The sequence below is a fragment of the Mucilaginibacter sp. GW821-FHT07G05 genome (assembly GCF_059418565.1).
Map to the genome: position 1 here is coordinate 89013 of NZ_JBWKQC010000012.1, position 12770 is coordinate 101782.

Consider the following 12770-nt stretch of genomic DNA (forward strand, 5'->3'; position numbering starts at 1 on the left):
AGCCTCCGGAATTAGAGCTGATCGCGCACTTCGAGCAGGAATTTTTTCAGGTTATCCAAAGCATCTATCACACGCTGGTTATCTTTGGTATCGCCCATGTTATTTTTGAGATGCTCTTTTGCGCCGTTAAGCGTATAACCTTTATCACGTATCAGGTGAAAGATCACCTTCAGGTTTTCAAGGTCTTCGGGGGTAAAGTAACGGTTGCCTTTTTTGTTCTTTTTAGGTTGCAGAACATCAAATTCTTTCTCGTAAAATCTTATTAACGATTGATTTACATCAAACATGGCCGATACCTCACCCATGGTGTAGTACATCTTGTTTATTTCACGTTCTTTGTAAGGCATACCTGCAAAGGTAAAAGATAATTTTCAATTTCGGATTTCGGATTTTCAATTTCGAATTTATTTATCAATCTCTGTATATAATTACTTAGTATCATCCCGTTAAGGTTTCTCAATATATCGTAGTGTAACATATTGTGTAATTATGAGTATAAATTATACAAAATTTTACATTTTTGCACCTTACTGCATTCTACAAATAAAGTACTTACTAATGACTGCTAACGAAATACGTCAGGCTTTCCTGGATTTTTTTGCTTCTAAGGGGCATACTATTGTGCCTTCTGCGCCTATTGTTATTAAAAACGACCCAACCCTGATGTTTACCAACGCGGGGATGAACCAGTTTAAAGAAATATTTTTAGGTGAAGCGCCTGCGAAAAGTCCGCGTGTGGCAGATACGCAGCGCTGCCTGCGTGTATCGGGCAAACATAACGACCTGGAAGAAGTGGGTATCGATACCTATCACCATACCATGTTCGAGATGTTGGGCAACTGGAGCTTTGGCGATTACTTTAAAAAGGATGCCATTGCCTGGAGCTGGGAACTGCTTACCGAAGTTTATAAATTACCTAAAGACCGTCTGTACGTTACTTATTTTGAGGGCGACGCAAAAGAGGGTTTGGAAAAAGATACCGAAACTTACGAGTTATGGAAAACCTATGTTGACGAAGCGCACATACTGCCCGGCAACAAAAAGGATAACTTTTGGGAAATGGGCGAAACCGGCCCATGCGGACCATGCTCTGAAATTCACTTTGACAGCCGTCCCGATAATGAGCGTGCCGAAGTAAGCGGCGCTACGCTGGTAAATGCCGATCACGACCAGGTGATCGAAATTTGGAATAATGTATTCATGCAGTTTAACCGTTTGAAGGATACATCGCTACAGCAACTGCCGGCTAAACACGTGGATACCGGTATGGGTTTCGAGCGTTTGGTGAGGGTGCTGCAAGGTAAAACTTCCAACTACGATACCGATGTTTTTCAACCGATGATCCAGTTCATCGCCGACAAATCGGGCAAACAATATAATGCAAAGTCAGTACCTGGTGATACCGATTGGAATGAAGCCGTAGCCATGCGTGTATTGGCCGACCATATCCGTGCCATCAGCTTCGCTATAGCCGACGGACAATTGCCATCAAACAACAAAGCAGGCTACGTAATCCGCCGGATCTTACGCAGGGCTGTGCGTTATTCGTATCAATACCTTGGCTTTAAAGAGCCTTTCTTTAACCAATTGGTGCCTTTATTGGCCGAACAGTTTAAGGATGTATTTACCGAATTGTATAGCCAGAAAGATTTTGTACAGAAAGTTATTTTGGAGGAAGAGGTTTCTTTCTTAAGAACCTTGTCAGTGGGAATACGTCGATTCGAGAATTATTTTTTAGTAGATGGAGATGCATCAATTGCTGATTATTCTAATGAATTAAGTGAGTTTTTAAGTGATAGATGGGATTACGCTACGGATAGAAATAATAAAAAAGTGGCTGGCAAATTCGCTTTTGAGCTTTCAGATACTTATGGATTTCCGATAGACCTTACAGAATTAATGGCCCGGGAGAAAGGTTTTACTGTTGATATAGATTCTTTTAATAGTGCGCTTCAAGAACAAAAATCCCGTTCCCGCGCAGCTACCGCTATTGATACCGGCGACTGGACGGTGATCCGCGATGAAGAGGCTGTAGTATTCACCGGTTACGATGAAACCGACAGCATTGCACATGTAGTAAAATACCGCAAGGTAACCGCCAAGGGTAAAGATCAATACCAGCTGGTATTAGATAAAACTCCTTTTTATGCCGAAAGCGGTGGCCAGGTGGGCGATAAGGGCGAACTGGTTTTTCCTAACGGAGAGATCATTTATGTAACCGACACCAAAAAAGAGAACGGCCTTACCGTTCACTTTACCGATAAATTGCCAACGGATATTCTCGATGCGCTTACCGCCATCGTTGAGCCATCCCGCAGGCATAGTACCGAGAGTAACCACTCGGCAACGCACTTGCTGCATGCCGCTTTAAAGCAGGTATTAGGCAGCCACGTAAACCAAAAAGGTTCATTGGTAAATGCTGAATATTTGAGGTTCGATTTTTCGCACTTCAGTAAAGTTACCGATGAAGAATTGGCGCAAATAGAGGCAATTGTAAATGCTAAGGTACGCGAGAATGTTCCGCTGAAAGAAGAGCGTAACGTACCGTATCAGCAGGCGATAAATAGCGGTGTTACTGCTTTGTTTGGTGAAAAGTATGGCGATTTTGTACGGGTGATAACTTTTGATGATACCTTCAGCAAAGAGCTTTGCGGTGGTACGCACGTAAAAGCAACCGGGCAGATCGGTTATTTCAAGATCATCTCTGAAAGCGCTGTTGCGGCAGGTGTTCGCCGTATTGAGGCCATTACCGGTATTGCTGCCGAAAACTATATCAACGCCCAAACCAAATTGGTAACGGATATTAAAGAGCTGCTGAAAAATCCGAAGGATCTTTCAAAAAGCATCGAAAGCCTGCTCGAAGAAAATGCCAAACTGAAAAAGGAGCTTGAAAAAAGTGTGCTCGAAAAATCCTCAGGTTTAAAAAATGAACTGGCCGAAAAAGTAGAGAACATTAACGGTATCAATTTCATCGCCCAAAAAGTGGCGCTGCCAAATGCCGATGCTATAAAGAACCTGGCTTATAACCTGAAGGACATTGTACCCAACCTGTTCCTGGTGTTGGCTGCCGATATTGAAGGCAAACCAAACCTCACGGTAATGATCACCGAAGAACTGGCCAAAGAGAAAGGCCTAAATGCAGGCAACATCGTCCGCGAACTGGCCAAAGAGATCCAGGGGGGCGGCGGCGGCCAACCATTCTACGCCACAGCAGGCGGTAAAGATATCACCGGATTAGACAGGGCACTTGAAAAAGCAAGGAGTTTTGTAGCGTAGATTATAAATCTACACCATTCTACCCAAAACGCGTCATTGCCTTTACGAAGCAATGACGCGTTTTTTTATGCGTGTTTCCCGTCAGCAAGCAGCTTCGGGCGAAAACGGGCAGAACTTTAAGGCCATGAGCGCAAAGGCGGGCATAGTGAACTTGTTGCATGCGGGGGAGGAGTGAGCGGCAGGGCAAAAGTTCCAGCCCCAAGTTCTGCACGTTTTGCAGGGGAGGCCTTGTGCGGCAAAGAAGCCTATTGCTGGACAAGGGTTTTGTTACTTTTACCCTCAAAAGTAATGGGGCCCTGCGCCCAAGAGCAGGCTAACGTTGATTATAGCACAAGCTTAATCTAAGTAGAGATTGCTTCGTGCCTCGCAATGACGCGTTTATATTTTTCAACTATTAATGCCTTCCATGTCCTCCATGCCCACCACGATTCCCGTGATTGCCATGGCCGTTACCATGCCCGCGGTTTACCACGTGTACCCGGTTAACTACACGTGTATGGTTTACTACTCGCGGACGTGATACATAATGTGTTCTGTTAACCACTCTTGGGCGGGCTACATAATGCGTTCTGTTTATTACCCGTGGACGGCTTACATACCTGTCGCGTACTACAATGCCGTTGCCGCGGTAGCCGCGATATTTTACGTAACGGGTGCGGTCGTTATTAAAATAACGGTAAGGCCTGTCGCGGTAAACGGCTACTTTATAACCATTGTTAATGTTGTAGGTGTTGTAACGCACCGGTAACGATCTGCGCCATACCCAGTTGCCGCCATCTAAGTAAACGTATTGACGTGTTGGGGCATAATAATAGCTCTCCACTTCGGGCAGGTAATAATAGTTAACGGTACTGTATGCGGGCGGCGGTGTCCAGGCGCCTATATTAACGTTTAAACTAACTTGTGCTTTGGTGCTGGTGTAAGTGGCCGCAAGCAAAACTGTAGCTGCAAGCAGGCCTTTAAGAGGGTTTTTCATGTTATCTGTAAGTATCTGTTTTATATGTTGGGCATTAATCAAACTTTGTGCCTATTTAATTGACAATGCTTTACTAAAAAGGTTTAACTTTATATATTTGGGGCTTTACAATCAGTAAACAAAAACTGAATACTATTTTCTATGACAGTTCTTACAGGCGCACAGGGTGATAAATATGAATTGGTGGTTGGTTTAGAGGTGCACGCGCAGTTATCAACCAACAGCAAGATCTTTTCGCCCGATTCGGCAGCTTTTGGCGCTGAACCAAACCACCACATTAGTGCCATATCATTAGGGCACCCCGGTACTTTACCTTTTACCAATAAAAAGGCGGTAGAGTACGCGGTAAAAATGGGTTTGGCCTGTAATTGTAATATCAACCTTAATAATAGCTTCGCACGTAAAAATTACTTTTATGCCGATCTGCCCAAAGGTTACCAAATCTCGCAAGATCAGGCACCTATATGTTTGGGTGGTTCGGTAAAGGTAAAACTGGCCGACGGTAGCACTAAAACGCTTACACTGCACCACATCCACATGGAAGAGGATGCAGGCAAAAGCTCGCACGATAACCACAGTACCGATTCGCTGATAGACCTGAACAGGGCAGGAGTACCGCTGATAGAAATCGTATCCAACCCTGATATCCGCAGCAGCGAGCAGGCCGTTCAGTTCCTTACCGAAATTCGTCGTTTATTGCGTTACCTCGATATTTGCGATGGCAACATGGAGGAAGGTAGTATGCGTTGCGATGCCAATATTTCCATCCGCTTAAAAGGCGCTACAGGATACGGCAACCGCTGCGAGGTGAAAAACCTTAACTCTATCCGTAACGTACAGCGTGCCATTGAGCATGAGTTTGCCCGCCAGGTAGAAGTGATAGAAGCAGGCGGCCATATCGACCAAAATACTCTTAATTTTAATGCCGATACCGGCGAAACATCGGTATTACGCTCCAAAGAAATGGCGAACGATTACCGCTATTTCCCGGAACCCGATCTGCAACCGATACGTTTAACGGTAGATTACGTAAACAACATCCGCGAAAGCCTGCCCGTTTTACCGGCCGAACTTTACGAAAAATACACCCAAACTTTGGGCCTTTCAGATTATGATGCCTCGGTAATTACTGCCGATAAAGAGGTGGCCATGTATTTTGAAGAACTGATAAAAAATACACCTAATTATAAAGCAGCGGTTCACTTATTGATGGGGCCGGTAAAATCGCACCTTAATGAAAGCGGTAAACATATCAGCGACATCGGGTTGAAGGCGGCTAACCTTGCCGGGTTGATTAAATTGATTGACGACGGCCTGGTAAATAATACGGTAGCCTCGCACAAGTTGTTCCCGGCTATGCTGCATGCGCCCGATAAAACTGCCGAAGAATTGGCTAAAGAGCTTAACTTGCTCATCAGTGCCGATACCGATGAACTCGACCAGTTCATCCGCGAAGCGATAGCGAAATTCCCTGATAAGGTAAAGGAATACCATAAAGGCAAAAAAGGCGTTTTAGGCTTGTTCATGGGCGAGATCATGAAACGCTCGAAAGGGAAGATCGATCCGCAGAAAACCAACCAGCTATTAGTAAAAGAGTTAGAAGCCTCAAAATGAGAAACAGCTTAAAGTATATCGCCTTCGCGATATTGGCAGTATTTATTGCGTCGTGCCAAAAGGATGAAAATAGTTTTCATATAGCAGGTAAGTTAGCCAATCCGGGACCAATAAAAACGGCTTACTTACTTCGTTTGGATAGTACACAGCTTACTGTTGTTGATACAGGCATACTTGATGAAAAGGGCGAGTTTGAACTGAAATTTTCATCGCCTTATAAAAACCTGTATAAAATACGCCTGGCCGAAACATCTTACGATCTGATAGCTAAAAATGGTGATGATATTACCTTTTCGATAGAATTTGCTAACGGTAAAGGCCCTGTTAATATTAAAGGCTCCGCAGAGACGAAAGAGTTACTTGAGTTTAACAGGATAAGCAGTTTTTGGGGAGGCAAAAATTCTAAATTGGCGCTTGAGTATGAGCAAAAAAGCCAGAAGGGTGCCAATAAAGATTCACTTTTAGCTGTATACAGACCTGTTTTTCAAAGTAACCTAAGAGATTACAATAAAGAAACGATTGATTTTATTAATAAAAACAAGGACAGTTTTACAGCATTCTACGCGTCAACCTCGGTTGATCCGCGCGAAAATGAGCAGCAGTTGGTAGCTTATGCCGATGCCATAAAAGATAAGTTTACGGATAACCCGTTCGTGCAAAAGTTTGTTAAGCAGATGGCCATTGTAAAGCCGGTATCGGTAGGGCAAAAAGCACCCGATTTCACCATACAGGATATGGATGGCAACCCCATTAATTTGGCCGATTACAAGGGTAAATACGTAATGCTTGATTTTTGGGCATCATGGTGTTTGCCTTGTCGCCAGGAAAACCCTAACGTGGTTAAGCAATACGCCATTTATCACCCTAAAGGCTTTAATATATTGGGTATATCGCTCGATCAGAAAGTACCTGCCTGGAAGGATGCCATAGCAAAAGATAAATTAACATGGGCGCACGCGTCTGATCTGAGTAATTTTGATGGACCAGTTGAGCGTCTTTATCAAATAGAATCCATACCTTCAAATTTTATAATTGACCCACAGGGAGTTATCGTTGCCAAGAATATAACCGGGGTGCTACTTGAAGATTTTCTTAAAAAAACGTTTAATAAGCCTCAATAAATTGTTAATATATCGTGATACTTAACAATTTGTTAATATTAGGTTAACTATTTACTTCAATTAAGCGTATACTTTTATGCAAAAATTTAACGGATGAGTAACACTGCCAAACAAAAGATTTTAATTGTTGATGACGAACCGGATATATTGGAGCTGATTGAGTACAATTTAAAAAAAGAAGGTTACCAGGTATTTTTGGCCCACAATGGCCAGGAAGCGGTAACTGAAGCTAAACGCTCATTGCCCGATCTGATAGTTCTTGATATCATGATGCCTAAAATGGATGGTATTGAAGCATGCCGTATTATGCGCACCATGCCCGAGTTTAAAAATACCTTTATGGTGTTTTTAACTGCCCGCAGCGAAGAATACTCAGAAATTGCCGGTTTTAACGTAGGCGCTGATGATTATATAGCTAAACCTATAAAACCACGCGCGCTGGTAAGCCGCATCAATGCTATATTACGCCGTAATGCTCCATCTGAAGATGTGGTAGATAACAAACTGGAAATTGGCGACCTGGTTATCGACCGCGAAGCTTATTTGGTATACAAAGCAGGCGAGCGTATTGTATTAGCTAAAAAAGAATTTGAATTATTATACCTGCTGGCCTCAAAACCGGGCAAGGTTTATACCCGCGAAGTGATCCTGAAAAACATCTGGGAAGATTCAGTGGTAGTAACTAACCGTACTATTGATGTACACATCCGCAAACTACGCGAAAAACTTGGCGACGATTGCGTATCAACCGTAAAAGGTGTTGGTTACAAATTTGGCGCTTAAGCTGTGAAAATATTAAATTAAAAAAATGGATGGTATCAATTACCATCCATTTTTTGTTTATAGCTATTTGCTTGCTGCTGGCTTGCGTTTGGTTGTTGTGGCTTTTGCAGCTACTGCTTTTTTAACAACGCTGGTTTCTGCTTTAGCCTTTGTGGTTACCGCTTTGGCTTTGGTCGTGGCATCGGCTTTTATGGCTTTCACTTCTTTTTGAGCCTTGGCAGTAGTCGCTTTAGCTTTTTCGGTTATGGCTTCGGCTTTGTCGGCTGCTTTGGCTTTTACACCGGCGGCGGTAGCCTTGGCCTTCGCGGTGGTATCAGCTACTTTTTTGCTTGCTGCTGTTTTGGTAGCGGCAGTCTTTTTGGCTACGGTTACTTTCTTGGCCGTAACTTTTTCTTTCAGTTCTTCTATTTTATCGCCGGCTTTGTCTGATAGTTCTGCGGCTTCATCTTTGGTGCCTTCCCAAATATGACTGATCGTTTCTTTCACCTTTTCGAAAAATCCCTTTTCGTCGTTAACTGGTTGAGTTGATTTAGTACTCATGATATGTATGCTTTAATTGATAGATTAATTTGTTGATTATAAAATATTTAACAAGTGGTGTCGGGCTTTTGTTTTATTGGTGATATAGTGACAATAGTTGGCCTTATCAACGGTTTATTTTGCGGTAGTAAAGCCGATTAAAGCAACCGCGTGCGGTATAAAATTAAAAGCGTATTTTTGCAGGCTATAATAAAATATGAAGATCCCAAAGTTTGCCGACCTGATACTGTTTGAGAACGATGACCTGATTGTGGTTAATAAGCCACCTTTCATCAGTTCGTTAGATGAGCGTGAAGGCGGAGAGATAAATATGCTGCGCCTGGCGAAGAATTATTCGGACGACGCGCAGATATGCCACCGTCTGGATAAGGAAACCTCCGGTGCCCTTATAATAGCCAAGAACCCCGAAGCATACCGCTCTGTATCTATGCAGTTTGAAAGGCGCCAGGTTAAAAAAGTATACCATGCCGTAATTGATGGCACGCATGTGTTCGAGAACCTGTTTATCGATCTGCCTATACTTAACGTAGGTAAGAGTAGTGTTACCATCAGCAGGCAGGATGGTAAACGTGCCGAAACCTGGTTCAACTCCTTAAAATACTATAAACACTACACGCTGGTAGAGTGCCGCCCGGTAACAGGCCGTATGCACCAGATCAGGATACATTTGGCCACGCAAAGGGCTTCCATAGCGGGAGACGAGATGTACAAAGGTCAGCCCGTTTTTCTGTCGAAACTGAAACGTAAATACCATTTAGGCAAAGAACAGGAAGAACTGCCCATCATGAAACGCTTTGCGTTACATGCCTACGAGGTAAGTTTTAAACTGCTCAACGGCGAAGAAGTAACCATCCATGCCCCATACCCTAAAGATTTTGAAACGCTATTAAAGCTGCTGGATAAGTTTGACGCGTAAGGGAAAATGATTGAGTGATTTAGTTAATGATTGATTGAGTGATATTGATTGATCAGTGATATAAAAAGGAAAGAGCGAAAACCATTGGTTTTCGCTCTTTCCTTTTTTATGCTTAATAAGTGACTAATGCCCCAATGACTAAATCACTCATTCACCACTCACCAAATCACTAATTAAGTAGTGTATCCAAGTATTTTCAATACTTGTTTGCTGTTTTGTTCTTCGCCGAATACTTCGAAGTTGAATGTTTCATCGCGGTTGCGGCGGATAATTACATGCTTGGGCGATGGCAGCAGGCAGTGGTGTATACCGCCGTATCCGCTTAATACTTCCTGGTAAGCTCCTGTGTTAAAGAAGCCAAGATATTGCACCTTACGGGTTTTAGGCATGTACACACTGTTCATGTGCGCTTCCTGGTTGTAATAATCTTGTCCGTCGCAGGTGATACCGCCAAGGTTAACACGGTCGTACTCCGAATCCCAGTTGTTCACCGGCAGCAGGATGTATTTTTGATTGAGTGCCCAAACATCAGGCAGGTTGGTAATGAAAGAACCATCCAGCATCAGCCATTTTTCCCTGTCGTTCTGTTGTTTACGGCCAATCACCTTGTATAAAATACCCGAAGCTTCGGCCACTGTGTATTTACCAAACTCGGTAATGATATCCGGTTCAATAGTATCGTGCTCAGCACAAATCTCTTTAATACGGCTAACGATCTCGTTGATCATGTACTCGTAATCAAAATCGAACACCAATGAATCTTTAAACGGCATACCACCGCCAATATCTAAAGTATCCAGATCAGGGTTTACCTTTTTGAATTTGCAATACAGGGTAACGTATTTTTCCAGCTCGTTCCAGTAGTATGGCGTATCAGATATACCCGAATTGATAAAGAAGTGCAACAGCTTTACCCTGAAATTAGGGTTCTTCTCAATTTTGTTGTGATAAAAGTCGATCACATCCTCCATACGTACGCCTAAACGCGAAGTATAGAACTGTGAATCGGGCTGCTCTTCTGCCGCTATACGGATACCCAGGTTACAAGGCGTATCCATCTCGATCTCGTCATCGTAAATGTTAAACTCTTCCTTGTTATCCAGCACCGGGATGATGTTTGTAAAACCATCGTGCAGCATATCCACAATATATTGCTTGTATTGGAAGGTTTTAAAACCGTTGCAAATCACGGTGATATCTTTTGTTACAGTACCTTTTTTCTCCAGTGTATCAATCATCGGCATATCAAAAGCTGATGATGTTTCCAGGTGGATCTCGTTCTTAAGTGCCTCTTCAACAATGTGTTTAAAGTGCGAACTTTTGGTGCAATAACAGTATTTATAACTACCGCGGTAGTTGTTTTTAATTATGGCCTGCTGAAATAACAGCTTGGCCTGCTGTACTTTCTTCGAAATTATTGGCAGGTAGGTAAAACGCAGGGGGGTACCATACGTTTCAATCATCTCCATCAAATTAAGATCATGAAAGTATAATTCATCATCTATTATCTCAAAACCATCCTGCGGGAAACCTACACTTAGGTCAAGAAATTCCTGGTAACTCTGCATGTTATAAAATTTTGGCAAAAATGTAAAATTCAAACGGATTTTTCAGCTATTTATTAGGCCTAATTTTATAGTTGAAATGTAATTTGTTTTGTGCTCGGTTTTTGAGCGGATTTATCGCTTGATTATGATGCCGGTTATATGAAAATGAATGTTTGTAATATGCTTGTATATAATATGTTATGTTGGATAATTTGCGAATGTTACACTTTCTGCTCCCAAAGTTTTTTAAACCGCAGAAAGTGTACTTTAAAGAAGCTTTAAACGTATGTGGATAAAGAAACAGAGAATATCTCCCAATCGAAGGCCGAGAAACTGATTTTTCTCATACAAAAGATGATGAACAGGTAATAGTTTTTGATTTTTGACTTTTAACTTTTGAATTAAAACAAGGGCGTTTCCCTCCTTCGTCGGGTCGGGCTTTACGTTGCAAATCCTCGCCTTGCCTCATACTCAATTCCTTCCCGCGCTGTGGTTTTTTCACTGCAATCCCTAACGCGGCGGATACAACATTTACAATCAGCACTAATAACAAAAACTTAACAAACAACAGGTACTCATAATACGTTAATTTTCAAAACGAAACAATCTCAATATGAACATGAAAGCAGCATATTCAACCATTATTGCTTTTACACTTTTGTTGGTAACTGCAAGTTTTAAAAGCGGAGTAAAAACATCTTCAACGGCAGCGCCTCCTGTGGAGGGTTGGTTTTTCCGGGCCGTTAGCGGCTACCCGGCAGCTATACGGTTTGAACCGGTGGTGTTATTTAAAAACGGCGACTTTTATGAAGTGAGCGACGAACCCATCGATCAGCTTAACATAGCCGAATCAAAAAGTAAAACCCCCAAGGTTTGGGGTAAATGGCGTAAAAGCGGCGAAACCTACTACCTCACCAACAGTAAAGGCCAGGAGCACGATTATAAATTGGGTAACGGAAACTGGTTTCCGGCCTATCCTTATACAGGTGCCGTCAAACTGAAAAAGGGGTATCAAAAGGTAAGCGGCGGTGATTACGGCAACGGACTTAATGCCTTATCCATAGCAAAAATAAACTTTGTTGATGCTACGCATTTCACCGAAGGCAGTAATACCGGGGTATCAACACCCGCTGCCAAGGCCTGGAATAAAACAAGCGCCGCCGGAACCTATAAAGTTTACGATAACACCATTGAACTTACCTTTACCGACGGCAAAACCGTTAAAAAGTCCTTCGCGTTCGGTGCTTCGGGTAGACCGGCAAAAGCAACCAACACGATGATATTTATTGGAGGTGATGCTTACACTGATACGGAATAATAACCAAAACTATTTTGGCGTAAAAGAAACAATAAATGTGCTTTGTATTAATACAGAGTGCATTTATTGTTATAAAAAGATTTATAATGATTTACTTGATATAAGTAATTGTAGAATGCATATTTGATATCTGCATAACTCTTAACACTATCAAAAAATGAACAAAATGCTGATCGCTATGATGCTGATGCTTAATCTACATAACAGTGATCAATCGTTGGATATAAGCGACATTATCAAAAAATCAGAGAAAATCGCTTCTGTCAAATTCGATAGAGACGCCATGGATAATAAATATACCGCCAAAAAGTGGGTGGTATGTAACAGGTTCGTGAAAAACAATGATCTCAGCAATATTTTGCAAGATGCCAACAAGGGTGAATGTGTTGACAGCACGGCTTCATACCGTTTAAATGTCGAATCATATAAACAAAGCGAAACCACCAACCCCATATCCATGAAAGCCGATGAAGATTTTAACTATGTTGAAGTAGTTACACCTTGTTATGATAAAAAAAGGAATGTTTTTACAACTATCTTATGGATCAAAGATAAAAGCTATACAAGTGGTTTCTGTATATTGGTTGATTACAAGGTGGTTAAGAATAAGTGTATTTTTATAAAAGGCTATCCGATGGTTATTTCTGACATTCAGCAAATAGACTGACTTGCCTTTATA

General features: G+C 42.1%; 12 protein-coding genes. 8 read left to right on the plus strand and 4 right to left on the minus strand.

Annotated features, from left to right (window positions below; translation table 11 throughout):
* Window positions 1-11: 11 nt before the first annotated feature.
* Window positions 12-347, minus strand: a complete 336-nt coding sequence (locus AC07NA_RS23590; protein WP_345212966.1) for a MerR family transcriptional regulator — start codon at window positions 345-347, stop codon at window positions 12-14.
* A gap of 211 nt (window positions 348-558) precedes the next feature.
* On the opposite strand from AC07NA_RS23590, the gene alaS reads away from it, so the two are divergent.
* Entirely contained in the window at window positions 559-3276 is a 2718-nt protein-coding gene (alaS, locus tag AC07NA_RS23595; RefSeq protein ID WP_494900270.1) for an alanine--tRNA ligase, read from the plus strand.
* 52 nt (window positions 3277-3328) lie between these two features.
* Window positions 3329-3451, plus strand: coding sequence for a hypothetical protein (locus AC07NA_RS23600; RefSeq protein WP_494900272.1), 123 nt, complete (start codon window positions 3329-3331; stop codon window positions 3449-3451).
* A gap of 219 nt (window positions 3452-3670) precedes the next feature.
* Here the strand turns inward: AC07NA_RS23600 and AC07NA_RS23605 are convergent, their stop codons facing one another.
* On the minus strand, window positions 3671-4252 hold the full coding sequence (locus AC07NA_RS23605) for a hypothetical protein (RefSeq protein ID WP_494900274.1): 582 nt from the start codon (window positions 4250-4252) through the stop codon (window positions 3671-3673).
* A gap of 141 nt (window positions 4253-4393) precedes the next feature.
* On the opposite strand from AC07NA_RS23605, the gene gatB reads away from it, so the two are divergent.
* From gatB to AC07NA_RS23620, 3 genes are all read left to right on the plus strand, one after another.
* On the plus strand, window positions 4394-5866 hold the full coding sequence (gene gatB / locus AC07NA_RS23610; protein WP_494900276.1) for an Asp-tRNA(Asn)/Glu-tRNA(Gln) amidotransferase subunit GatB: 1473 nt from the start codon (window positions 4394-4396) through the stop codon (window positions 5864-5866).
* Window positions 5863-6987 carry a redoxin domain-containing protein gene (locus AC07NA_RS23615; protein WP_494900278.1) on the plus strand — a complete coding sequence of 375 codons (1125 nt, stop codon included), beginning with the start codon at window positions 5863-5865 and terminating at the stop codon, window positions 6985-6987. The genes gatB and AC07NA_RS23615 overlap by 4 nt, the downstream gene beginning before the upstream one ends.
* A gap of 93 nt (window positions 6988-7080) precedes the next feature.
* Window positions 7081-7770: a response regulator transcription factor gene (locus AC07NA_RS23620; protein ID WP_345212971.1), complete on the plus strand. Its 690-nt coding sequence runs from the start codon at window positions 7081-7083 to the stop codon at window positions 7768-7770.
* Between the two features lie 63 nt (window positions 7771-7833).
* On the opposite strand, the gene AC07NA_RS23625 is transcribed toward AC07NA_RS23620, so the two are convergent.
* A complete protein-coding gene (locus AC07NA_RS23625; RefSeq protein ID WP_494900280.1) occupies window positions 7834-8310 on the minus strand; it encodes a hypothetical protein in 477 nt (158 codons plus the stop codon).
* A gap of 196 nt (window positions 8311-8506) precedes the next feature.
* Between AC07NA_RS23625 and AC07NA_RS23630 the strand changes: the two genes are divergently transcribed.
* On the plus strand, window positions 8507-9226 hold the full coding sequence (locus AC07NA_RS23630) for an RluA family pseudouridine synthase (protein WP_494900282.1): 720 nt from the start codon (window positions 8507-8509) through the stop codon (window positions 9224-9226).
* Window positions 9227-9399: 173 nt separating this feature from the next.
* Here the strand turns inward: AC07NA_RS23630 and AC07NA_RS23635 are convergent, their stop codons facing one another.
* The gene (locus tag AC07NA_RS23635) at window positions 9400-10794 is read right to left on the minus strand and encodes an arginine decarboxylase (protein ID WP_345212974.1); all 1395 of its coding nucleotides are present in this window, start codon (window positions 10792-10794) and stop codon (window positions 9400-9402) included.
* 598 nt (window positions 10795-11392) lie between these two features.
* Between AC07NA_RS23635 and AC07NA_RS23640 the strand changes: the two genes are divergently transcribed.
* Together AC07NA_RS23640 and AC07NA_RS23645 are read left to right on the plus strand one after the other, a co-directional pair.
* Window positions 11393-12091 (plus strand): hypothetical protein, encoded by a 699-nt coding sequence (locus tag AC07NA_RS23640; protein ID WP_494900284.1) that lies wholly within the window; start codon window positions 11393-11395, stop codon window positions 12089-12091.
* A 157-nt stretch (window positions 12092-12248) separates the two neighbouring features.
* Window positions 12249-12758, plus strand: a complete 510-nt coding sequence (locus tag AC07NA_RS23645; RefSeq protein ID WP_494900286.1) for a hypothetical protein — start codon at window positions 12249-12251, stop codon at window positions 12756-12758.
* Window positions 12759-12770 lie beyond the last annotated feature (12 nt).

Bases quoted from the DNA above. Each gene is read 5' to 3' on its own strand.
- AC07NA_RS23590 (WP_345212966.1), bottom strand. From the start codon at position 347: ATGCCTTACAAAGAACGTGAAATAAACAAGATGTACTACACCATGGGT.
- alaS (WP_494900270.1), top strand. From the start codon at position 559: ATGACTGCTAACGAAATACGTCAGGCTTTCCTGGATTTTTTTGCTTCT.
- AC07NA_RS23600 (WP_494900272.1), top strand. From the start codon at position 3,329: ATGACGCGTTTTTTTATGCGTGTTTCCCGTCAGCAAGCAGCTTCGGGC.
- AC07NA_RS23605 (WP_494900274.1), bottom strand. From the start codon at position 4,252: ATGAAAAACCCTCTTAAAGGCCTGCTTGCAGCTACAGTTTTGCTTGCG.
- gatB (WP_494900276.1), top strand. From the start codon at position 4,394: ATGACAGTTCTTACAGGCGCACAGGGTGATAAATATGAATTGGTGGTT.
- AC07NA_RS23615 (WP_494900278.1), top strand. From the start codon at position 5,863: ATGAGAAACAGCTTAAAGTATATCGCCTTCGCGATATTGGCAGTATTT.
- AC07NA_RS23620 (WP_345212971.1), top strand. From the start codon at position 7,081: ATGAGTAACACTGCCAAACAAAAGATTTTAATTGTTGATGACGAACCG.
- AC07NA_RS23625 (WP_494900280.1), bottom strand. From the start codon at position 8,310: ATGAGTACTAAATCAACTCAACCAGTTAACGACGAAAAGGGATTTTTC.
- AC07NA_RS23630 (WP_494900282.1), top strand. From the start codon at position 8,507: ATGAAGATCCCAAAGTTTGCCGACCTGATACTGTTTGAGAACGATGAC.
- AC07NA_RS23635 (WP_345212974.1), bottom strand. From the start codon at position 10,794: ATGCAGAGTTACCAGGAATTTCTTGACCTAAGTGTAGGTTTCCCGCAG.
- AC07NA_RS23640 (WP_494900284.1), top strand. From the start codon at position 11,393: ATGAAAGCAGCATATTCAACCATTATTGCTTTTACACTTTTGTTGGTA.
- AC07NA_RS23645 (WP_494900286.1), top strand. From the start codon at position 12,249: ATGAACAAAATGCTGATCGCTATGATGCTGATGCTTAATCTACATAAC.